The 22,101-nt window shown below is 62.6% G+C and carries 19 protein-coding genes; 12 read left to right on the top strand and 7 right to left on the bottom strand.

Annotated features, from left to right (window positions below):
* Positions 1–220: 220 nt before the first annotated feature.
* Genes MUU54_RS06650 through MUU54_RS06630 form a run of 5 tightly spaced genes read right to left on the bottom strand, consistent with a single transcriptional unit; the run spans position 221 to position 6,087 of the window.
* Entirely contained in the window at positions 221–1,315 is a 1,095-nt protein-coding gene (locus MUU54_RS06650; RefSeq protein WP_247243240.1) for an isocitrate/isopropylmalate dehydrogenase family protein, read from the bottom strand.
* 5 nt (positions 1,316–1,320) lie between these two features.
* Complete coding sequence (locus MUU54_RS06645) at positions 1,321–2,721, bottom strand: MmgE/PrpD family protein (protein WP_247243239.1); 1,401 nt, start codon at positions 2,719–2,721, stop codon at positions 1,321–1,323.
* 17 nt (positions 2,722–2,738) lie between these two features.
* Entirely contained in the window at positions 2,739–3,530 is a 792-nt protein-coding gene (locus MUU54_RS06640; RefSeq protein ID WP_247243238.1) for an SDR family NAD(P)-dependent oxidoreductase, read from the bottom strand.
* Positions 3,514–4,638 (bottom strand): AbrB family protein, encoded by a 1,125-nt coding sequence (locus MUU54_RS06635; RefSeq protein ID WP_247243237.1) that lies wholly within the window; start codon positions 4,636–4,638, stop codon positions 3,514–3,516. The genes MUU54_RS06640 and MUU54_RS06635 overlap by 17 nt, the downstream gene beginning before the upstream one ends.
* Before the next feature lie 24 nt (positions 4,639–4,662).
* Positions 4,663–6,087, bottom strand: a complete 1,425-nt coding sequence (locus tag MUU54_RS06630) for an MmgE/PrpD family protein (protein ID WP_247243236.1) — start codon at positions 6,085–6,087, stop codon at positions 4,663–4,665.
* Between the two features lie 369 nt (positions 6,088–6,456).
* Between MUU54_RS06630 and MUU54_RS06625 the strand changes: the two genes are divergently transcribed.
* From MUU54_RS06625 to MUU54_RS06615, 3 genes are all read left to right on the top strand, one after another.
* On the top strand, positions 6,457–7,458 hold the full coding sequence (locus tag MUU54_RS06625) for a Bug family tripartite tricarboxylate transporter substrate binding protein (RefSeq protein WP_247243235.1): 1,002 nt from the start codon (positions 6,457–6,459) through the stop codon (positions 7,456–7,458).
* A gap of 68 nt (positions 7,459–7,526) precedes the next feature.
* A complete protein-coding gene (locus tag MUU54_RS06620) occupies positions 7,527–7,994 on the top strand; it encodes a tripartite tricarboxylate transporter TctB family protein (protein WP_247243234.1) in 468 nt (155 codons plus the stop codon).
* Positions 7,995–8,004: 10 nt separating this feature from the next.
* Positions 8,005–9,522, top strand: a complete 1,518-nt coding sequence (locus MUU54_RS06615; RefSeq protein WP_247243233.1) for a tripartite tricarboxylate transporter permease — start codon at positions 8,005–8,007, stop codon at positions 9,520–9,522.
* An 86-nt stretch (positions 9,523–9,608) separates the two neighbouring features.
* On the opposite strand, the gene MUU54_RS06610 is transcribed toward MUU54_RS06615, so the two are convergent.
* Both MUU54_RS06610 and MUU54_RS06605 read right to left on the bottom strand, forming a co-directional pair.
* Positions 9,609–11,195 carry a rhodanese-like domain-containing protein gene (locus MUU54_RS06610; protein ID WP_247243232.1) on the bottom strand — a complete coding sequence of 529 codons (1,587 nt, stop codon included), beginning with the start codon at positions 11,193–11,195 and terminating at the stop codon, positions 9,609–9,611.
* A complete protein-coding gene (locus MUU54_RS06605) occupies positions 11,192–12,136 on the bottom strand; it encodes an alpha/beta fold hydrolase (protein WP_247243231.1) in 945 nt (314 codons plus the stop codon). Before MUU54_RS06605 ends, MUU54_RS06610 begins: the two co-directional genes overlap by 4 nt.
* 87 nt (positions 12,137–12,223) lie before the next feature.
* Between MUU54_RS06605 and MUU54_RS06600 the strand changes: the two genes are divergently transcribed.
* The 9 genes from MUU54_RS06600 (at position 12,224) to MUU54_RS06560 (ending at position 22,086) form a co-directional block, all read left to right on the top strand.
* Positions 12,224–13,339, top strand: a complete 1,116-nt coding sequence (locus tag MUU54_RS06600) for a mandelate racemase/muconate lactonizing enzyme family protein (RefSeq protein ID WP_247243230.1) — start codon at positions 12,224–12,226, stop codon at positions 13,337–13,339.
* 152 nt (positions 13,340–13,491) lie between these two features.
* On the top strand, positions 13,492–14,445 hold the full coding sequence (locus MUU54_RS06595; protein ID WP_247243229.1) for a tripartite tricarboxylate transporter substrate binding protein: 954 nt from the start codon (positions 13,492–13,494) through the stop codon (positions 14,443–14,445).
* A gap of 98 nt (positions 14,446–14,543) precedes the next feature.
* Entirely contained in the window at positions 14,544–15,035 is a 492-nt protein-coding gene (locus MUU54_RS06590; protein ID WP_247243228.1) for a tripartite tricarboxylate transporter TctB family protein, read from the top strand.
* Positions 15,036–15,055: 20 nt separating this feature from the next.
* On the top strand, positions 15,056–16,570 hold the full coding sequence (locus MUU54_RS06585; protein WP_247243227.1) for a tripartite tricarboxylate transporter permease: 1,515 nt from the start codon (positions 15,056–15,058) through the stop codon (positions 16,568–16,570).
* Between the two features lie 2 nt (positions 16,571–16,572).
* Complete coding sequence (locus tag MUU54_RS06580) at positions 16,573–17,946, top strand: MmgE/PrpD family protein (protein ID WP_247243226.1); 1,374 nt, start codon at positions 16,573–16,575, stop codon at positions 17,944–17,946.
* Positions 17,943–18,698, top strand: coding sequence for an SDR family oxidoreductase (locus MUU54_RS06575; protein WP_247243225.1), 756 nt, complete (start codon positions 17,943–17,945; stop codon positions 18,696–18,698). The genes MUU54_RS06580 and MUU54_RS06575 overlap by 4 nt, the downstream gene beginning before the upstream one ends.
* Positions 18,695–19,750 (top strand): AbrB family protein, encoded by a 1,056-nt coding sequence (locus tag MUU54_RS06570; protein ID WP_247243224.1) that lies wholly within the window; start codon positions 18,695–18,697, stop codon positions 19,748–19,750. Before MUU54_RS06575 ends, MUU54_RS06570 begins: the two co-directional genes overlap by 4 nt.
* A gap of 23 nt (positions 19,751–19,773) precedes the next feature.
* Positions 19,774–20,952 (top strand): acyl-CoA dehydrogenase family protein, encoded by a 1,179-nt coding sequence (locus MUU54_RS06565; RefSeq protein ID WP_247243223.1) that lies wholly within the window; start codon positions 19,774–19,776, stop codon positions 20,950–20,952.
* 12 nt (positions 20,953–20,964) lie between these two features.
* A complete protein-coding gene (locus MUU54_RS06560; protein WP_247243222.1) occupies positions 20,965–22,086 on the top strand; it encodes a CaiB/BaiF CoA transferase family protein in 1,122 nt (373 codons plus the stop codon).
* Positions 22,087–22,101 lie beyond the last annotated feature (15 nt).

Raw genomic sequence — 22,101 nt, 5'->3', positions numbered from 1 at the left:
ATAAACAATCACGAGGTAAGCCGCAACTGCTTTCGGCGTCCGCGGTTGTGGCATCGAGAAGGGTGCGTCTCGGCCTGCGCCGCCTCGCCGGCGTATGTCGCTCCGGGTGGGGGGGGCGTGAAAGCGAGAGCCAGTCCTTCCTGCTGGCTTCGCCCGAGACAATGGAAGGACGGGCTCGATCGCCTCATGCCCGAGCCCATTGCTGTCAGTTGCCGCTATCTTATGCCGGCATGTGGGCAGCCTCCATGCCGCGCAGTATTCCGTTCACCATGTCGGCCTGCGTGCCCGTGCCGCGAATGTCGGGCGTGCGCGTGGCCGGGTCGGCGAGTGCCGCGTCGATACCGGCCTTCATCAGGCGCGACATTCCTAGCGCTGCATCAATCTTGTGGTGGTGTCCCATCCAGTCGAACAGCATGCGGGTCGACTCGATCATTGCGAACGGATTGGCGATGCCCTTGCCGGCGATGTCGGGCGCGGAGCCATGCGTCGCTTGCGCCATTGCAATGGAACCCCGTCCGATGCAGAGGCCGGGTGCCATGCCGAGGCCGCCGACGAGACCAGCCGCCTCGTCCGTCAGGATGTCGCCGAACATGTTGGTGGTGACGATGGTGTCGAAGCTCTGCGGGTCGCGCACCAGCCGCATCGCCATCGTGTCGACGATCACCTCGTTCACCTCGACATCGGGAAAGTCCTTGGCTACTTCATAGCAACTGTCGACGAACATGCCGCAGCCGAGCTTGTAGACGGTGTTCTTGTGCACCAGCGTCAGCTTCTTGCGCCGGGAGCGGGCGATCTCGAAGGCGGCCCGCGCTACCTTGGAGGATCCCTCGACGGTTATGACCCGCACCGAGATCGTCACGTCATGCGTCGGGCGGAATTCGCCGGAGCCCATGACCACGTTTCGGTCGGGCTGGAAGCCCTCGTTGTTCTCGCGCACGATCACCATGTCGACGTCGTCGTGCAGGCAGCCGATGCCGGGAAAAGAGCGCGTCGGGCGCACATTGGCGAACAGGTCGAAGCGCTTGCGCAGAATCGGATGCGGGTTGATCGCCTCCGGCACCTTCGGATATTCGCGATGGCCGATGGGGCCCAGGATGAAACCGTCCAGCGCCCCGAGCGTCTCCAGCGTCCCTTCCGGCATGGTGTGGCCGAGCGTGTCCAGCGCCCGCCGACCGATCGGCACATCGACCCATTCGATGGACATGCCGGTGGCGGCCGCCGCGGCCTTGGCGATGCGGACGGAAGCCGGGACAACTTCGTGGCCGATGTCGTCGCCTTCGAGGATGCCGATCCGCAGTGAGGTCTTCTTCGTCATCTGGTTCATTCCGCTGCTGCCGTCGTGGAGGTGGATCCGGGAACACTGGCGCGCGCGATCTCCGCGGCGTCTTTCAGTTCTTCGAGCTTCCACGATGTTTCGAGGAGCGCCTTTGTCACCGCGTCGCCGACGACGAGCGCAGACTGGACCATGAACTTGTGGTCGATCTGCGCGTCGGTGAGCGGCACCTCCTTCGAGCCCAGCGCACGTTCAACATGCTTCGAGACGGTGGAGCCGTCCTCAAAGGTGACAAGGATGTCCACCGAGGCTTCGTGGCAATTTCTGTCAGCGGTTGCCTTCGTGCGGTCACGAAGAGCAATGATCTCCGGATCGTTGACCAGTTCGTCGGTGAAGGCCGTTGGAGCGCCGTCGCCTCTCAGCAGGGCAGCGGCCGCGGCGTGATAGACCGAAAACTTGCCTTCCAGCCCTGTCTTGGGGGTCGTCTTGCCGGTCAATTCCAGCACCAGTGGATGGGTAGTCAGTTCGACGGAACGAATCTGCCGGATCTTCGTCTTACCGAGCTCCTCGCGCAGCTGAATGCAGCCATCGATGGTTGGGTGGATGACGATGCCGCAGGCGAATGGCTTGTAGCTGTTTAGCGCCGATTCCCAGCGACTGCCGAGATTATCGAGGATCTCGCTGTAGTCCTGCTTGTCTGACATGACGTTGGCGAAGCCGCGCGGCGCCTCGATAGCCCGTTCCGAGCTGTCATAATTCGCTTCGGCGAGCAGGGCGGCCAACATGCCGTTCTGCGCGGCGCGACCGGGGTGGAAGCTCTTGGTCATGGTGCCGAACATTTCGCGCAGGCCGGAGGACTGCGTGGCGGCCAGGCCGAATGCCCACCGCATCTGCTGCGCGTTGAGGCCGATCACCTTGCCGACGGCGGCAGCGGCACCAAAGACGCCCGTCGTGCCCGTAATGTGCCAGCCGCGGTCGTAATGGTGCGGATAGACGGCGTTGCCGATGCGGCACTCGACCTCAATCCCGACGATCAGCGCCGTCAGCAGGTCGTAGCCGGAAATCTGGCGCATTTCAGCCAGCGCCAGCAGGGCGGACGCGACAGGACCGGCCGGGTGGATGATCGTCTTGAGATGGGTGTCGTCGTAGTCGAGAACATGCGAGGTGATGCCGTTGAGGAGTGCCGCATGTAGGGCGTCGAGCTTTTCGCTGCGGCCAAGGACGGTGGAGGTCGGCTTGCCGGAGAAGGGTGTGACCGCGGCGAGCGCCCGATCGACCGTCTCGTGGCTCGCGCCACCGACGGCGCAGCCGACCCAGTTGACGAACGTCCTGAGACCTTCGCGGCGAACGTCAGGCGCGACGTCGCTACCCTTGATGGTGACCACCCACTCGGCAAGGATTTCTGTCACCTTGGGTGTGCCAGGGGCGGTTGGCTGGTGCTGACTCATTTCTTTCTCCTTGTAACTTATAGAAGACCGCGGGCTATGCCGCCGTCCACGTTGACTGTCTGTCCGGTGATGTAGCTGGCGCGGGGGCTCGCGAGCCACACCACCATCGTCGCCACCTCTTCGGCGCTCGCGAAGCGGTTGAGCGGAATGTCTTTCGAAAAGTCGCCGAGGATGTCGTCGCGTGTCCGGCCCTGTTCGCCAGCCATCTTGTCGGCGCGTTTGGTCCAGAGCGGCGTCAGCGTACGACCTGGCGCGACGCAGTTGACGCGGATCCCGCGATCGGCGAGTTCGGCGGCGAGCGTCTTGGTCAGGCCGAGTAGCCCGGCCTTGTGCACATTCGAAACGATCTGGTGCTGGTAGGGCATCTTCGAGGCGGCGGCGCCGAGGGTCACGATCGCTGGGTTCTCGCCCTTTGCCAACGCCGGCAGCAGGGCGCGAATGGCGCGCACCGTCGACAGGATGTTGAACGTATAGTTGTTGAGCCAGTCCTCGTCGGTCAGGTCCTCGAAGGAGGAGCGGATGCTGCCGCCGACGGCGGTCACCAGCAGGTCCAGAACACCCCAACGTTCCAGTGCCGCCGCGGCGAGCGTGTCGCCGGCGTCGGGCTGTGTCACGTCGCAGACGAGGGTCGCCGGGCGGGTGGCGCCGGTTGCCGAGATGTCGTCTGCAGCTTCCCCAAGGTTGTCCGCGCTGCGCGAGGCGATCAGCACGTCGGCGCCCTCGGCGCCCATAAGGGCGGCCGTCGCTTTTCCGATGCCGTAGCTGCCGCCGACGATCAGTGCGCGGCGTCCCTCATACCCGAGATCCAATGGAGCCTCCCCTCAATCGAAGATAGAATTTGAAGACGATCAGAACCGTCGATGAGACGACGGCGATCCGCATGACATGAAAGGCCGTCACCACCTCGGCCTCCAGGTGCATCACCTGGGCCGTCACCACCATCTCCGTGACCGCAGCTGGGGCGAGCGACAGGAAGCTCGTCGGGTAAGGAAGGCCGGTCGCCAGCGTCAGCGCGACGGCACCGAGTGCCGCACAGCCGATCATGAATAGCGAGATGACTAGGGCCGAGAAGGTGACACGTGGCAGGGCGGCCAGTAGGTCGCGCTTGAACTGACAGCCGAGCCAGGTGCCGAGCATGATCTGCGCAATACTGATCAGTGGCGACGGGATCTTGACGGAGTAGAGCCCGAGGACGCCGATGATGATTCCCATGAAGATCGGCCCGACGAGCCAGGGGTTGGGCAGTGGCGTCGGCTTCAGAAGCCGCGCCATGAGGTATCCCAGCGCCAGAGACACGATGACGAGGAGCCAGTCTGATCCGATGGCAGCTGCCTCCGGCGCGTTGCCCGGCTGGCCGAAGAGGACGACCAGAAAGGGTACGATCGCCACCACTCCGGAAACGCGCATGGCATGTACCACCGCGACCGATCCTGGTGCGCCGCCATAGTCCTTCGCAACGGTTGCCATGTCGGCGACGCCACCGGCGGCGGTCGCGAAGAAGGCTGTAACATCGTCTACCTTCGCCAGCGGCTTGAACAGAAATGCCGCCACCATCGTGAAGACGACGACGTAGAGCGTGCCGAGCGCCATGGCCGGCAAAAGACCGGTCATGGCGGCGAGCACCGCCGGTGTGAAACGCATGCCGACTGCGACTCCGATTGCGACCTGGCCAAGCTCGCGGCCCATCGGCACGAGAGCCGACCGGAAGCCGAAGATCGATAGCGCCGCCATGGCGAAGAATGGGCCCAGCATGAATGGCAACGGCATGCTGGCAGCCTTCGCCGCGAGGCCCGCCACGGCCGCGATTGCATAAGTGAGAGCGAGCGTCAGCCACCAGTGCGGCTGGCGAAAGCGCCGTACCGCATCCGATGGTTTGCTCAACTTCGCGGGCGGTGCTGATCGAGGCTTGTCATCCATCGCGGTGATCTCGAACGCGTGGTCTCAGTTGCTAACCAGCGCCATCAGCTTGCTGATGTCCGGAAGCTGCTCAAACTGTGCCACCATGCCGACGACATCGCGGGCCTTGCCCAAGTCCCATCTCGCGAATTCGGCGCATTCGAGGAACTTCGCCGCGACCTCATCATAGCTCATCGGATCGGCAGGGCTGCCCTTGCCGAAATCCGCCATGCCGGAAATCGTCCGGCCGTCCTTCAGCCGGATGTCGATATAGGTGGTCATCAGGTGATATCCGGCAGCCTCGGCGCGCTCGTCGACAGCGAAGTCCACCTTCGAAACCATTGCCTTGACGTCGTCACGAAGTACCACCTCGTCGGTGAACTCGTTAAGGCCGGCGCGGCCTTCCAGCAGCAGGATCGCCATGCAGAACTCCATGGAGAACTTTGCCTGCAGCTCGTTTTGCGGCCGGTGATGGATAAGCGCGTTCGGCATGTTGTGGTTCGTTCCCACGCGCACATGCTCGACGTCTGCAGCCTTGATGTTGTTGTCGCGGATGAGGCGCAGCATCTCGGTCATGCCAGGGTGGGTGAGCGAACCCGACGGATGCGGCTTGATTGAAATGCCGGGGCTGTCGAATGTCCAGGGGTTGCCGAGCTTGCCGCTGATGGCGTTCTCGTCGTAGCCGCCTCCTGCGGCCGAGAAGAAGCCGCGCGGAGCTTCCAGGATCGTCGGCGCAGCCGTCCAGCCATAGGAGGCGAATTGCGCCGCGACCACGCCGCTTTCCGACGAGCGCCCAGCATGGAAGGGTTTGGTCATGGTGCCGAAGTTTTCCCGCAGGCCGGCAGACTGGCTGCCGGCAATGGAAAGCGCGCGCAACAACTGCTCGACATTGAGGCCCATCAGGCGGCCGGCCGCAGCGGCGGAAGCGTATGTGCCGCAGGTTGCGGTTGCATGGAAGCCGGTCTGGTAATGCCGCGGATTGATCGCTTCGGCAATCTTGCATTCGACTTCGACGCCGATGTGATAGGCCAGCATGACGTCTGCGCCGCTCGAGCCGAGTGTCTCTCCCATGGCCAACGCTGAGGGCAGGGCGGGTGCCGTCGGGTGGGTCAGGAGGCCGTAGACGCGGTCCTTGGCAACGGCGAGCTGCGTGTCATCATAGTCGTCGGCATGGATCCCGACACCGTTAGCGAAGGCGGCGAAACGTGGCGCGACCTTGCGGTTGGTGCCGATAACGCTCGCCGTGCCATTGGCAGTACCGATGTCGTCCAGGTGACGACGAACATATTCACCTGAAGTCGCGACCGATCCGGACAGGGCGAGGCCAAGACCATCGAGGATCGATTTCTTGCCGTTCTCCACGACGACCGCCGGCAGATCGGTGCTTTTTGCAGCATGAACGAAGCTGGCAACCTCAAAGGTCAAGCCGTTAGCTTCGGATGCGGTGACGGTTCTTGTCGCGATGGTCATTTCCAATTCTCCCAATTTTTCACTTCGGGGACGAAGGCTCTCACCATCAGAAGTGCTTTCACGCCGCATTCTGCGCTCCCTCGCCATCGGGCCAACAAACTCTAACATCTGTTGATTGTCAACAACTTTGGGTCGATGCGTCACTTTGCGACAAGCTTCCGGTCAATCGGCTGCGTCACAGAAGAAAAAACAGTTTGTGCGCCTGACAGAATCCTCCTGCGCGCACCTCTAAACGCTGCACGTTGCATTAATTGTTGACAGTCCACGAAATCGTTCTTAGCCTTGCTATCATGCCTTGGGAGAGGCAGTCGTCCCCCGGAATGGGATGACAGAGGGAGAGCGAGCCGCAAAAGGCCACGGAGGAACCACATGACATCCACATTTTCGCGTCGAACCATTCTCAAGGCGAGTGCGGGGGGCGTTGCCTTTGCTGCGCTCGCATCGCCTTCGATCCTGCGCGCCCAAAACGCCTATCCGGATCGTCCGATCAACGTCGTCGTTCCATTCGACACCGGGGGCTATAACGACCGGTTGGCACGGGCATTTGCTCCGTTCCTTCAACAGCAGCTCGGCCAGCCGTTGACGATCATCAACCGTGGCGGCGCTGGCGCACTGCTCGGTCATACATTCTTCCTGCAGCAGCCGGACGACGGCTACACCATCCTGTGCACCTCCGCGGCGCCCTATTTGCCGCTCAACATCTTGACGCAGGATGCTTCCTTCAAGTTGGAAGACTTCTACATGGTCAATCTGCCGTCACAGGACTACACGCTGATGGCGACGAGCGCGGGTTCCGACATCAAGTCGGTGCAAGACTTCATCTCGCGGCTCAAGGCTGACCCGAGCAGTCTTTCGGTGGGCCTCCAGCCGGCTTCGGCAGACCTCGTAAACTTCCACATCCTGTGCTCGGCCAATGAGATCGAGGTCGATGCCGTTCGTGTCGTCACCTATGATGGTGGCGGTCCTGCGCGCAACGCTGTCGCCGGTGGTGTCGTTGATGTCGGTTTCGTCGGTGGGGAAGGCTTCCTACCGCTGGCCGAGCAGATACGCCCCTTGTTGACCTTCGACACCCGCAAGCGCGACAATTGGGACGGCGCGATCGTCACTGACGTTCTCGGCGCCGATGCCGACTTCGTGGTCGGCTCCCAGCGAGGTTGGGGCCTGCACGGTTCGATGCAGACGTCCAATCCCGAGGTCTTCAAGACGCTCGTGGGCGCGATCGAAGCGGCCTCGAAAGATCCGGCGGCAATTGAGGCGCTGAAGAACCAGCAACTTGCTACCGACTGGTATGGTCCAGAAGAATCGAACCAGATGCTTGCCCGCACCGCCAAGGTGATGGAACAGTATCTCGATCTTCTGAAGGGCAACTAATAGCCTGGCAACGCATGCGGGAGTGTCCGTGAACGCGGACGCTCCCGCAACGACGGAGATTTCTATCCATGAGCACCAAATCAGGACGGAAGGTCGTGTGGGGTCACCTCATCCTTCTGGCCGCCATTGTTGGGGTCGTCGTTGCCTATCTTCTGGATGCGCGTAGCGTGTCGTTGCGCACCAACAACCTCCTGCTCGTACAGCCGGCTGCATTCCTCGCAATTGTCCTTGCGGCCTTCGTGCTTCCGGGGATATTCCCGCGCGCCGATGCAGCCGAGGAGGTTGAAGCGACCGGAGAAACTTGGGGTGACCTGATCCGGGTCTTCATCCTCATCGTGGCGCTTGCGGGACTGGCCTTTTCGCTGGAAGTCATCGGCTTCGACATCGCCACCTTCGCCTTCATGGTTGTGGCGCTGGCGGTCTGCGGCGAGAAACGATGGTGGGTCAATCTTTTGTTCAGTGCGCTCTTCACCGTCTTCCTGATCTACGGATACGGAACGATAACGCCTTTCCCTTTCCCTTTGACAATCCTTTAAGCGAGGCGCCGTGGTCGAACTGACGTCTGTTTCGGGAGCCTTCACGTTACTGTCGTCCGACATGAACGCCTGGCTCTATCTGCTGCCCGGCCTGGCTATCGGCCTGATCTTTGGCGCAATGCCGGGAATATCGATCACGATGGCCATGGCATTTGCCCTGCCGGCGACTCTCTACATGGACTTCCTGCCGGCCATCGTTTTCCTAACGGCAATATACACCGGCGCCGGTTTTGGTGGATCGGTTCCGGCGGTTCTGATGGGAATTCCCGGCACATCCTCGGCGGTGGCAACCACCTTCGACGGCTATCCGATGGCGCGCAAGGGCCAACACAGCGAGGCGCTGGGCGTTGCACTTGCATCTTCCGTTATCGGCTGCCTTGCAAGCTACGTCATACTTTTCGTGCTGATCGTCCCGATCTCCGGGGTGGTTCTGAAGCTGGGACCGCTTGAGATGTTCGCAGTGGCTGTCTGGGGAATGCTGCTGCTCGGCTCGCTTGCCGGCACCCATATGAGCCGTGGCCTTCTGGCCGGCACCTTCGGCGTGTTGCTCGGGACAGTGGGCATGAATACGGCCGGTTTCGTCCGGGGAACGATGGGCATCCCGTGGCTTCTCGACGGCGTTCCGCAGATCCCCGCGATGATGGGCTTGCTGGCGGCCAGCCAACTGATCGGGCTCATCAATACGACCTACTTGATCGCAGACGAAGCCTCCCGAAAAATCAGTTTTAAGAAGATCCTCGGCGGAGTCCAGCACACCTTCCGCTACCCGACGATCATCTTCCGGGGATCGTTGATCGGCGTCATCGTCGGGGCGATTCCGGGCGTCGGGTCGTCGATCTCCAATCTGCTCTCCTATTCGGAAACCAAACGGAACGCCTCCGATGGTGACACATTCGGCCAAGGTAACCCGAAGGGGGTGATCGCGGCCGAGGCGGCGAACTCCTCCTCGGAGGGGGGCGCGATGGCGACGATGCTCGCGCTTGGAATACCTGGCGGGGGTGCCACGGCGATTCTTCTTGCAGCATTTGCCATGCACAACATCGTCGGCGGACCGAGCTTCATCGCCAACAACAAGGACATCGTCTACGCGGTCATCTTCTCCAACTTCGCGCAGGCGATGCTGCTCTTCGTCGTCGGACTGGGCTTCGTCTATGTTGCCGGCTATGTGGTCAGGGTTCCGTTGCGCTTCCTGATCCCCAGCGTTCTCGTCGTTTCGACCTTCGGTGCCTATGCCATCGAGGGGAGCTCCGCAGGCCCGATAACGCTCTGGGTTTTCTCGGTGCTTGGCTGGGCTATGGTGCGCTACGGCTATCCCGTGGCTGCGACAGTCGTCGGCCTGCTGCTTGGCAGCCTGCTGGAGGGCAATCTGCTACGGACGAACCAGATCAGCGGCGGCGACTTCATCGGCTATGGACTCGAACGCCCCTGGGCTCTACTGATCTTTGCTCTGATGCTCGGATCCATTCTGCTGCAGGCGATCTCCAAGCGCCGCAGAGCGAAAGTTGCAGCCTTGTCGGCGGCGCAGTAGGGCTAGTCCTATCAAGCAAGGCGAACAAAAAAAGCGGCTGGCGCAGCACCGGGAGATGGTGTCGCGCCGGCTATCTGGCTTTGCGGTCAGGGGCGTTCCAGTCGGTATTCCATCCGCTCGACGTCATCCAACTGATCGACCAGGCCCGTTTCCCAGGCGAGGTAGCGCCGGGAGGATTCGAGGTTGCCATCATGGCGGTCGTGGACGAAGAAGAGGTGGTCGATGGCCTCCGCGTCGGACGGCGTGTCCGGTGTAGAAACAGTCCGCGCGCCGGCATTGACCAGGGCTTGGTGACCGCCCTCAACCAACCTCAGTTCCTGGATTCCCGCTTCACGGAGCTCCTTGGCCGCCAGTTCGGCAACAAGCCGGTCATCGGTGATCAGCAGGGCTGCCCGGCCGCCGACGGTGCCAGCCACGGATCTGGCCTTGGGCCGCACGAGCCAGATCGCCCCATCGACGTGGCTTTCACGATAGGCAAGCGAGCCGCGCAGATCGATGAAGATCGCTCTGTCCTCGGCGCGAAGCCGCAGCGCGTCTTCGGCCATGATCGACGGCAGGTTGAACGGGTGGTCAGGTCTTGCTGCATCGTTTCTTGACGCTCGCCGGCGGATTCCGTTGTCGATGATCGCGACGTAAGGCCGATAACCCAGTTGCCGCAGCCAAAACGCGGCAAGCCCTGCACGCAGGCCGAGGCTGTCGAGGAGAATGAGCCGCGCGTGCCGCACCGCGACCCACTGGTCTGTCGCCTGCACGAGTTGGCCGGACGGCGCGTGCGCTGCACCGGGGATCGGATCGGTGGCGGCTTCGGCCACCGATCGCACATCGAGCAGATAGGTGGTTGTTTCGTGGTCTGACAGGAAGCTGTCGATCTCGGCAGTGTCAATTGTGTCGATGCAAAAGCGGCTGATCAGCGATTGCGCCGCGGCGCGCGTGCGTTCGGCCTCGGCGGACGAAAGCGCCGGAAAGGCCGCTGCCGTGTTGCCGCGCTCCAGCATTTCTCCGGCCAGTGCCCATCCCTGAGTGCCGTTTTCGAGGGCTAGAACGGGCCCCTGGTGCCCCGCCAGCCTCGCACTGATTGCGCCGATGATACCGCGCGTACGCCCGGCGCAGGTGATGACGATGGTTTCGTCAGGCTCGACCACCGCTGGGAGGCGATGTGCCAGCTCACCGTTCGGCAGACATACCGCACCGGGAACGCGCATCTTGCCGTATTCGTCGGCCGGGCGGGCATCGAAGAAGCGGAAATCTCGACCGTCCGCCTTCCAGGCGGCCAGTCGTTCCGGGGTGAGCATGGACGGATGCCAGATCTGCTCTACCAACTCCCCGAGTGTCTTGGACGGAACATTGACGCCCTTGTAGACGGGGAAGCCTGCTGCCGCCCAGGCCGGCATGCCACCGGCAATGATGCTGATCTCGGTATAGCCGAGCTCAGCTAGCCTTGGAGCAGCCTGTTCCGCCACACCGTCGCCGGCATCGAGGAGCAGCACCGGCACTGTCAGCCGCGGCACGAGGCGGGGTGCGAGGATCTCCAACCGGGAGAAGGGGGATGGAGTGGCGAACAGCGGATGCGCCTCGCCAAATTGGCCAGCCTCCCTGACGTCCAGCAGCGCGATCTCGCGCCCATCGTGCAGGCGCCGCCGCGCTTCGACGACCGGGATGATGCGCGCCGTCATGACGCTTCATTCCAACTCGGCTCGCGCCCTGTGAAGAAGTCCCAGAACAGGGGGTAGACGATGTCCGGGCGATGCTCGGTCGGATAGTGGCCCGTGGGGATACCAAAACCGCGGAGGTCGTCAGCCCATTCGCTCCAGGCCTCGACAGGCTTGAAATGGCGGCCGCAATGGCTGTTGGTGCCCCAGATGACCATGACCGGGCACGCGATCCGGCGCTTGCCGTAGGCGGCCTTGTCCATGGCGAGATCGAGCGTCACCGTTGCGCGGTAGTCCTCGCACACCGCGTGGATCTGCTCGGGGGTCGTGCAGCGGACATACTCGGCCATGGCGTCCGGCGTGAAGATCTCAAGACCGACGTCCTTCTTGTTCAGCTTGTAGCGGATGTAATATTCGAGGTCGGCGCAGATCAGCCTCTCCGGGAAGGGTGCTTTCTGCGCCATGAAGAACCAGTGGTAGCTTTCCAGCCCCCAGCCGAGCGTGACGTTGGTAAGCACGTGATGCGTCGGTACGATATCAAGGGCGGCCAGCCGCTCGACGCGCTCCGGCCGATCCAGCGCCATTCTAAACCCCACCCGCGCGCCGCGGTCATGACCGGCGATCTGGAAGCGGTCGAAGCCAAAATAGTTCATGACTTCAAAATTGTCTTCCCCCATGGCGCGGAACGTGTAGGCGGCATGTTCCTCGCCTCCGGCTGGCTTGGAGCTGTCGCCGTAGCCGCGCAGGTCAGGTGCAATCACTGTAAATGTCTTCGCGAGTGCGGGGGCGATCTTGTGCCAGCTTACATGGGTGAGTGGGTTGCCGTGGATCAGTAGGAGGGGCGGCCCGTTGCCGGCGACGGCGACCCTGATTTCGGCGCCGGATGTCTTGACCATCTCGTGCCTGAACCCGTCCATCAGTCTGGCGCTCTGCGTGAGCGCCGGCATTTCAGCGGCAGTCATCATCGAATCCCTCCGTTTGTTTATTGTCTACAATACTGAAATGGGCTAGACAATGCCTGCATTGCTTCACGGGGAGGGGAGGCGTTTCTCATGATCATTCAGGACATCAGGGCCAGTCTTCACGGTTTCTCGATTGAGATCCCGCTCCTGGAGGGGCGTGTGCAAGGCTATGGCCGCGAGGAGCAGACGCATTTCGTCTTCTGCCAGGTTGAGACGGATGAGGGTATCGTCGGCTACGGGCTCACCGGCCACTTCCTGTCCCGCGCGGTCATTGTGGCCCTGGAACAGCACGTGCTTCCCTGCGTCAAGGGCATGGATGTGCGCGATCTCGAGAAGATCCACCAGCGGGTCTGGCAGAAGCTCAACCCGCGCGCGATGAGCGGTACCATCTCGATGGCGCTCTCCTGTCTCGATATCGCGCTCTGGGACATCATTGGCAAGGCGGAAGGCCGCTCGATCGCCGCAATGCTCGGGGGCGCGCGCGACAAGCTACCCTGCTATGTCACCTTCGGCTTTCCACAATATGACGTGGATCTTCTCGGCGAAGCCGCCAAACTTCATGTTTCCAATGGTTTCCGAGCGCTGAAATCAGTCGTGGCGGTCGACAAGGGCGGCTGGCGGGAGGATGTCCGGCGGGTGAGGGCGATCCGCGAAGCAGTAGGCCATGACATCGACCTCATGATTGATGCGAACTATCTCTTCAACCCCGTCGATGCAAAGTACCTTTGCCGGGAGATCGAAGATTGTCGGATAACCTGGTTCGAGGAGCCCCTGACGCAGAACGATGCAAGGGCCTTGGCTGACCTCCGCCGCTCGACCAAAATACCGTTGGCAGCCGGCCAGATGGAAGGGCACCGATGGCGCATGCGCGAGTTCGTCGAGCATCAGGCGCTCGATATCCTGCAGCCGAACGTCACCTATTGTGGCGGCTATACCGAAGCCCGCAAGATTGCCCATCTCGCCCAGATTTACAATATGCCGATAGCTAACGGCGGCGGATGGCCGCTCTTCAACATGCATCTTCTGGCCGGGATGATGAACGGTTGGATCGTCGAATGGCACCTTGGCATGGTCGCCGTCGGCGAGACGCTTTTCACGGATGCGCCGAAGCCGAAGGACGGCTTCATTGAGATACCGAACCGTTCGGGCCTCGGGCTAACGCTCGACCAGGATGCGTTCCGCGAGACGCGCGTGCCCCTCGATTAGCGAAGGATGGTCAGCTCATTCTTTCTCAGAAATATTGTTGACACTTTACAATGAGGGGGAATAGCTTGGTTGCGACTGGACTACCGGAAGTGCAGCGCGAAATAAAAACGGTCGGACGGGAGGTTCGGCCAGAAACCGGGAGGATTTCACCAATGAACAAACTGCATCTCGTCTCCGCAGTAGCCGCTGTCGTTTGGGCAGGCGGTCTGAACTCGGCTCAGGCTCAGGAATATCCTGTAGACACTGTGACGCTCATCACCCACTCCAGCCCCGGCGGTGGCAGTGACGTCTTTCTCCGAGAACTGTCCCGCTACCTGGCGCCCTATCTCGGCGCGAACGTAATCGTGGAAAATGTCAGTGGCGGCTCAGGCGCAAAGGCGATGGCGCAGCTTGCGCAGGCGCCTGCGGACGGCTCCATGTTCTATGCGACGACGCCGACCTTCATCTACACCTCGCTGCTCTCCGATCCGGAGTACAAATATACCGACCTGGAGCCGCTGGTGAACTTCTTCATTGACCCCGAAGTCATCTACACGTCGGCCAAGAGCGAGTTCAAGACGCTCGAGGACGTCATCCAATATGCCCGCGACGGCCGCGGCCAGTGGGGCGCCGCAAATCCCGCATCGTTGGAGCGCCAAGCACTGGAGCAGTTGAAGGCGGCGTCGGGCGTCAATGCCGCCGTGGTCACGCATGAAGGCGGCGGCGACATGATGATCAACGTCCTGAACGGCACGCTGCAGATTGGCGTAGGCGAGGTGCAGGAAATTCAGTCGCAAATCGAAGCCGGCGAGCTCCGGTTACTGGCCACCTTCAGCGACAAGCGCCTCGATGCGTTCCCGGAAGTACCGACCGTCAAGGAAACGGGCTACGACGTGGTGGTGCGCAAGTTCCGCGGTCTGGCGGGGCCGAAGGGACTGCCGGACGATGTGGTAGCCGCCTGGGAAGCCGCCACTCAGAAGGTGCTGGCGGACCCGAAATACAAGGAAGCCTACGAAGGCGCCAATCTGCGAGCCGAGTTCATTCCGCATGCCGACTATGTCAAGTTCATCGAGACGTTTGGCGCCGAGACGGAAGGCTTCCTGAAAGAGACCGGCGTCATTGAATAGGCCATCGTGATTTCGGATGCGGCGTGGGTCCTTGGAGCGTGCCGCCTCCACTACTCGCCTAGTCCATAATTGCGCCCTGTCTTCCATGTGAGGCTTTCATGCTAACCCGGGACTTCGTCGGCGGTGTCGCGTCAATCGCTATCGGTGCCGTTTATCTGTTCTTTGCCTATCAGTTGCGCAGCAGCGCGCTGGACGACAGCATGGGGCCCGGAGGCCTGCCGCGTCTCTACGGCTGGCTCCTCGTTGGACTCGGTGCGGTGCTAACGATCCAGGCGCTGCTTGCGTCGCGCCTGGCGACAGCCGACGTTTCTTCGGAAGAAAAAGGTGAATGGGACGGGCAGGGGCGTAAAGTTGCCTTCGCTGCCGGCCTGCTCGCGATCGGCCTCGGCTACATCTTCGTGATCGAGACGCTGGGATACCTGCTGTCCGTTGCCGTCCTGCTTCTGGTGACCGCGCTTTATCTGGGCGCCGGCAACAAGGGGCGTGTCGTCGCGGTTGCGGTGTTCGGCGCCATCTTCCTCTGGGTGATGTTCGTCATCGTTCTGGGCGTGCGCATGCCGTCCGGTCTTCTTGCCAGCCTCGGCCTCTGACCGTCCCGGAGTTCTAACCTATGGAAACGCTCACTCATACCGCCGCCTTCCTGCTCGAATGGAACGTAATCCTTGCGGCCCTGATCGGCGTCACCTGGGGCATCATGGGCGGCTCTCTGCCCGGCATCTCGCCATCGATCACGATGGCGCTGCTTCTGCCCTTCACCTATACGCTGGACCCGACGAGCGCGATCGTGCTGCTCGCCTCCACCTATATCGGTGCCGAATACGGTGGTTCCGTCCCGGCGATCCTTATCCGCACTCCCGGCACCAATGCGGCGGCGGCAACCGTCATTGACGGTTACGAGATGAACCGCCAAGGCAAGGCGGGGCTGGCGCTTGGCATTTCGCTTTATTCCGGCGTGATCGGCAGCCTCTTCGGGCTCGCCATGCTGATGACGCTCTCCGGCCCGCTGGCGCAGGTGGCACTCGCCTTCACGCCCATGGCCTATTTCGCGCTTGGCATTCTCGGACTCTCGGTCATCGCAACGCTGTCCGGGGAAAATCTCGTCAAGGGCCTGATCGCCGCAATGCTTGGCCTCATCATCGCCACCATCGGCAGTGATCCCGTGACCGGAGGCACCCGCTTCACCTTTGGATCGGCTGAACTGCTCGGCGGCATCGAGCCCGTGATGATCATGGTAGGCCTTTTTGCGATGAGCGAGCTTCTGGTGCAGGCTTCCCGGCGCGGCAAGGACGACCGCGTGACGTCTCGGCCGCGTATTCAGTTTCCTGACTGGCCGCTCGCCAAGCGGCTCATCCCGGCGCAACTGATCGGCAACGGCATCGGCACCTTCGAAGGGGTCATGCCGGGCGCCGGCGGTACGATCGCCTCCTTCATGTCCTACAATGAGGCTCGTCGCTGGTCGCGCCATCCGGAGGAGTTTGGCAAGGGTTCCCCGGAAGGCATCGCCGCACCCGAGACCGCGAACAACACGGTCGCCGAAACCGCGCTTGTGCCGCTGCTTTCCTTTGGCATTCCGGGCTCAAACTCCACGGCCATCCTGCTCGGCGGGTTCCTGATTCATGGCATCGTGCCCGGGCCGATGCTGTTCCAGAAATCTGGTGAGGTGGTCTACGGTCTCTACGCCGGCCTCTTTACGGCAGCGATCGGCCAGCTTGTCATCGGCATGGCGATGCTTCCCGTCTGCATCTGGCTCGTCAACCGGCCGCGGCCTTATCTCAATGCCTTCATCTTCGCCCTGATCCTCTCCGGCATCTACTCGATCCACAACGAGGCCTTCGATCTCGGCATCATGATTGCAGCCGGGGTGGCCGGGTTCTTCATGCGCATGCTGCGCTTCCCCTTCTTGCCGACCGTGCTCGGCCTAGTGCTCGGTTATCTGGTGGAAAGCAACTTCCGTCGTTCGCTGGTGCTGTCGGGTGACGACTTGATGATCTTCGTCGATGACCGGATCTCGCTCGCCCTGCTGGTCCTCGCCTTCCTCTTCATCGGCGGCTCGATCGCCAAGCGCGGCTACGAGTTGCTGCGCCACCGCCCCTCCTCTACCTTTTCCGAAAATGCCGAAAGCTGATCATGAGCAATGACAACACCAATGCCTCCGTGTCGCAGCGCCTAGCCGCCTGGGGCGCGACGCTCCGGGCGGACGACCTACCGCCGGCGACCCTTTCCAAGAGCCGCGACATCCTGGTCGACATCATCGGCCTCTGCGTTGCCGCGCGGGAGACAGACTATGTTGCGGCCGCCAAAGCAGCCGCAGAACCGGGCGAGCACATCATTGTCGGCCACGCGGACAGGATATCGGCTTCGAGTGCGGCGCTGGTCAATGGTACGGCGGCGCATGGTGAGGATTTTGACGATACGTTCGAGGGGGGACCGGTGCATTCCGGCGTCGTCATCGTTCCGGCGCTGCTTGCCGCCGCTCAGAAGTATCATCTCACCAACGACCGGGTCATGCTCGGCATCGCCGCCGGGACCGAGATACTCTGCCGACTGGCACTGACGCTGCCCAAGGCGGTGCACAAGGCGGGCTTCCACCCGACCGCGGTGCTCGGTACGTTTGCCGCCACGTTCGGCATCGCGGTAGCACGCGGCGCCTCGGAAAAGGTCATCGTCGATGCTCTAGGCATCGCCGGCTCCATGGCTTCCGGCATCATCGAATATCTCGGCGACGGAAGCTGGACGAAGCGCATGCATCCTGGCTGGTCAGCGCAGTCTGCCCTCCGTGCAGTCGCCATGGCGGAGGCGGGTTTCTCCGGCCCACGCCTCGTTTTCGAGGGCACGCACGGTGCCTTCAAGACGTTTGCCCCGTCGATCGAACCAAAGACCGACAGGCTGTTCGATGGCCTCGGAAGAACCTTCGTGATGGATGGCATCACCTTCAAGCCCTATCCATGCGGGACAATGGTGCAGCCGTATATCGACGTAGCCATGAAGCTGCGTGCGAGAGGCGTTCCGCTTGACGGCATCCGGCGCATCGTGTGCAAGACGGCGGAGGGGATCGTGCATCGCCTCTGGGAGCCCATCGAGCTGAAGCGTCGTCCGCCGACGGCCTATGCCGCAAAGTTCTCGACACCCTTCGGCGTGGCGCTCGGCCTCGTCCGCGGTCATGCAAATCTCGGCGATTTCACCGAGGAGGCCATTCGTGACCCGGATTTGCTACGCCTCTGCGAGCTCGTCGATTTCGAGATAGACCCAGGCAATCCGTATCCCGCTGCCTTCACCGGTCATATCCGCATCGAATACGAAGACGGGCGTATCGAGGAGGCAGAACAAGGTCATATGCGCGGCGGAGTGGAGGAGCCACTGACGCGGGCCGAAATCGACGCAAAATTCCGGGCGAACGTCAGGTTCGGCGGTCACGGCGATCCGGAGACGCTGTTGGCGGTCTGCGACGGGATAGCCTCAATGCAGTACGGGCACGAGATGATTGCGGAGCTTGCGAAATGACGACGAGCGATCTTCAGGGCCGCGTCGCCCTTGTCACCGGCGCCTCGCGCAATATCGGCCGGGCCATTGCCGTTGCGCTTGCGGGGCGTGGAGCGGACATCGTCGTGCACGTGGCGAACGACACGACTGCCGGCCGCGAGACGGTTGCGGCCGTCGAGGCGCTCGGACGACGTGCGGTTCTGGTGAGCGGCGACCTGTCTAACCCGGAGGTAGCGGTCAGGGTTGTGCGGGAGGCGGCAGATGCCTTCGGCAGGCTCGATGTCGTCGTCAATAATGCCGCGATCCGGCCCGAAGCCGCCTTCGCGGATATCACCTATGCTGACTGGCGCAAGGTGATGGGGGTTGCGCTCGATGCTGTCTTCCTCGTTTCACAGGCAGCTCTTCAGTACCTGGAGAAAAGCGACCAGGCGGCGATCATCAATCTCGGCGGATTGACCGGCCATACCGGGGCGGCGCACCGGGCGCATGTCATCACCGCAAAGGCCGGCGTGGTGGGGCTGACGAAGGCCATGGCGCACGAGCTCTCGTCGAAGGGCATGACCGTCAATTGCGTCGCACCGGGCCTTATCGAGACGGTGCGCATCAGCAATGACGGAGCGGCGCCGAGGCACCACGGCAGCCGCAAGAACCTCGTCGGCCGACATGGAAAGCCGGAGGAGGTCGCCGAGGCGGTCGCCTACCTTGCTGGTGCGGCCGGGCGCTACGTCACCGGCGAGACGCTGCATGTCAACGGCGGTGCCTACCTGTCATGATCCTTGGGACCAACCTCACGCTTGCCGGCGGCATCGCCACCTCGGCCGTGGTGGGTTGGCTCCTGTCCCTGACCGGAATTCCGCTCGCCTGGATCCTCGGCGCCATGGTCGGCAGCGCCGTCTATGCCAACACCGTCGGGCTCGGCGGTAAGACAAAATATGCAAGGCGTCTCGGCCAACTCCTGATCGGCGGCGCGACGGCGGCAATCCTGACCCCCGGCATTCTCGGTGAACTCTGGTCCTTCCTCCCGGCGATGATCGTCGCCGCCTTCGTCGCCAATGCGCTCGGCGTGGCTCTCGCCTTTCCCCTTCAGAAGATCGCCGGCGTCGACCGCAAGACTGCGCTGCTTTCGACCCTGCCCGCCGGGATGTCGGAAATGGCCTCGCTGGCACGCGAGACCGGCGCGCAGGCGGATGTGGTCATGGTTGTGCACACGCTGCGCGTCGTGATGATCGTCGTCCTGGTTCCCTTTCTCTTCGGCATCGACCGCAGTGCCGTCGCCGCTGAAGTCGATCCACATGCCAGTCTTGCGGCGCTCGCCGCATGCGTCCTCGGCGGACTGTTACTCTCGATCGTTACCGCGAAGCTCGGCGTGCTGAACCCGTGGGTCATCATGCCGATGGCGGTCGGTATCGCGCTGGTGTCGATGAATGTCTCCATCGCCACCATGCCGGGGTGGTTGATCGTTGGCGCGCAGGTTCTCATCGGCTTTTCGCTCGGTGCGCGGCTGAAGAAGGAGGATTTTGCGCGGGTACCGCGGGCTGCAATCGCCGCCATAATCTGCAGCGGCGGGCTCATCCTCATTATGGTGTTCGGGTTCGTGCCGATCCTGCGCCTCTTCATCGATGTCGCGCCCGTGTCGCTGGCACTCGGTGTCGCTCCCGGTGGCCTTGGCGAGATGATCGCCTCCGCCAAGGCGCTCGGTGCCGCCGCCGCCATTGTCGCGGGCTTCCAGTTCACCCGTTCCTTCCTCACCAACATCATCGCGCCGCCGCTGCTCGTCCGCTTCGCGGTCCGTGCCGAAGGCACCGACGAGGCGGCGAACACTTGAGCGGTGGCGCGAGAAACGCAGCAATGAACGAGGAGCAGGCAGCGATGGTTGATGCCGATACGATCCGCGAAATTCGCCAGTCGGTAGCGTCACTCTGCGCCGGCTTTCCCGGCGAATACTGGCGCGAACTGGATCGCGAAAAGGCTTATCCTACCGCCTTCGTGAAGGCGATGACGGATGGCGGCTTTCTGGGCGTGCTGGTGCCGGAGGAGTATGGCGGCAGCGGGCAGGGCATCACGGTCGCCACCAACATTTTGGAAGAGGTTCATTCGCAGGGCTGCAATGCGGCCGCACTGCACGCGCAGATGTACACGATGGGGACGTTGCTGCGCCACGGCAGCGAAGCGCAGAAGATGCTCTGGCTGCCGAAGATTGCGACCGGCGAGACGCGGCTCCAGGCTTTCGGCGTGACGGAGCCGACGGCTGGAACCGATACTACGTCGATCCGCACCTTCGCCGAAAAGCGAGGCGATCGCTACGTCATCAACGGCCAGAAGGTCTGGACCTCGCGCGCCGAGCATTCCGACCTGATGATCCTGCTCGCCCGAACAACGGCGAAGGACAAGGTGGCGCGCAAGCGCGACGGGCTCTCAGTCTTCCTCGTCGACATGAAGGCGGCCCTCGGCCACGGGCTCTCCATCAAGCCGATCCGCGCCATGCTGAACCATGCAACCACGGAGGTCTTCTTCGACAATGTGGAAATTCCGGCCGATAGCCTGATTGGCGAGGAGGGCAACGGTTTCAGCTACATCCTCGACGGCATGAATGCCGAGCGCATCCTGATCGCTGCCGAATGCATCGGCGACGCCACCTGGTTCACCAGGACCTCTACGCGCTATGCCAACGAGCGCGTCGTCTTCGGCCGACCGATTGGCCAGAACCAGGGCGTCCAGTTCCCAATCGCACGAGCTTATGCGGCGGCAGAGGCGGCGAAGCTGATGGTCTACCGGGCGGCGGAGCGCTTCGATCGGGGCGAGGCCTGCGGCCCTGAAGCGAACATGGCGAAGCTTTTGGCTTCCGAAGCTTCTTGGCAGGCGGCCGATACCTGCATGCAGACCCATGGCGGGTTCGGTTTCGCGGAGGAATACGACGTCGAGCGCAAGTTCCGCGAGACGCGGCTCTACCAGGTGGCGCCAATCTCGACGAACCTCATCCTCGCCTATCTGTCCGAGCATGTGCTTGGCATGCCCCGGTCCTATTGAGGAGCCTGGAGGATGGTCGGACCCCTCGATGGATTGCTCGTCGTCTCGCTGGAACAGGCGGTTGCAGCTCCGTTCTGCACCTCGCGATTGGCGGATGCCGGTGCGCGGGTGATCAAGGTCGAGCGCCCAGAAGGCGATTTCGCGCGGAATTATGACAGGCTGGCTAAGGGGCACTCGTCCTATTTCGTCTGGCTCAATCGCGGCAAGCAGTCGATTGCGCTCGATTTGAAGCAGGCGGAGGACCTGGCGGTGCTGAAGGCGATGCTCGTCAAGGCGGACGTCTTCGTCGAAAACCTCGCACCCGGCGCCGTAGGCCGCCTCGGGCTCGGCGTGGACGTGCTGGAGGGGCTCAACCCGACGCTGGTCCAGTGCCACATTTCCGGCTACGGCGACCACGGGCCGCATCGCGATCGCAAGGCCTACGATCTCCTGATCCAGGCGGAAAGCGGGCTGGCATCGGTGACCGGTACTCCTGAGGAGGCCGCGCGTGTTGGTATTTCGGTCTGCGATATCGGCACCGGCATGTATGCGCATGCGGCGATCCTCGAGGCGCTGATCGAACGAGGATTATCCAGCCGTGGAGCCGTGATCGACGTTGCCATGTTCGACGCCATGGCCGACTGGATGGCGGTGCCGCTGCTCCAGGCGGAGGGCGCAGGCACGAACCCGCCGCGCATGGGGCTGCGCCACCCTTCGATTGCACCCTACGGCGTCTTCACCTGCGCTGACGGGCGAGGTGTCCTGATATCTATCCAGAACGAGCGCGAATGGCATTCCTTCTGCGGCATCGTCATGGGCGACGCCTCGCTCCGGACAGATCCGCGCTTCAGCGACGCCTTCCGCCGGATTGAGAACCGTACGGTGGTGGACGACCTGATCGAGACAGCGTTCGCCGCGGAGTCGCACGAGACGATGATCGAACGCCTTGACGCGGCAGGCATCGCCTACGCCATGGTCAACACACCGCTCGACCTGGCCGAGCACCCGCATCTGAGACGGATCGACGTCGAAATGGATGGCGGCACGGTTTCCGTGCCTGCCCCGCCGGCACGCCGGCGGGGCAGGGCTCCTGCATTCGGACCGGTTCCGTCCATCGATACCGACGGTGCAGCGATCCGCCGGGAGTTCGGCTGAACCAAAGAGACATGC

Origin of the sequence: Pseudorhizobium tarimense (assembly GCF_022968135.1) — a bacterium.
GTDB classification, from domain to species: Bacteria; Pseudomonadota; Alphaproteobacteria; order Rhizobiales; family Rhizobiaceae; genus Neorhizobium; species Neorhizobium tarimense.
Note: the sequence above shows the minus strand (reverse complement) of the source record. Positions and strands in the feature narration are given on the sequence as shown.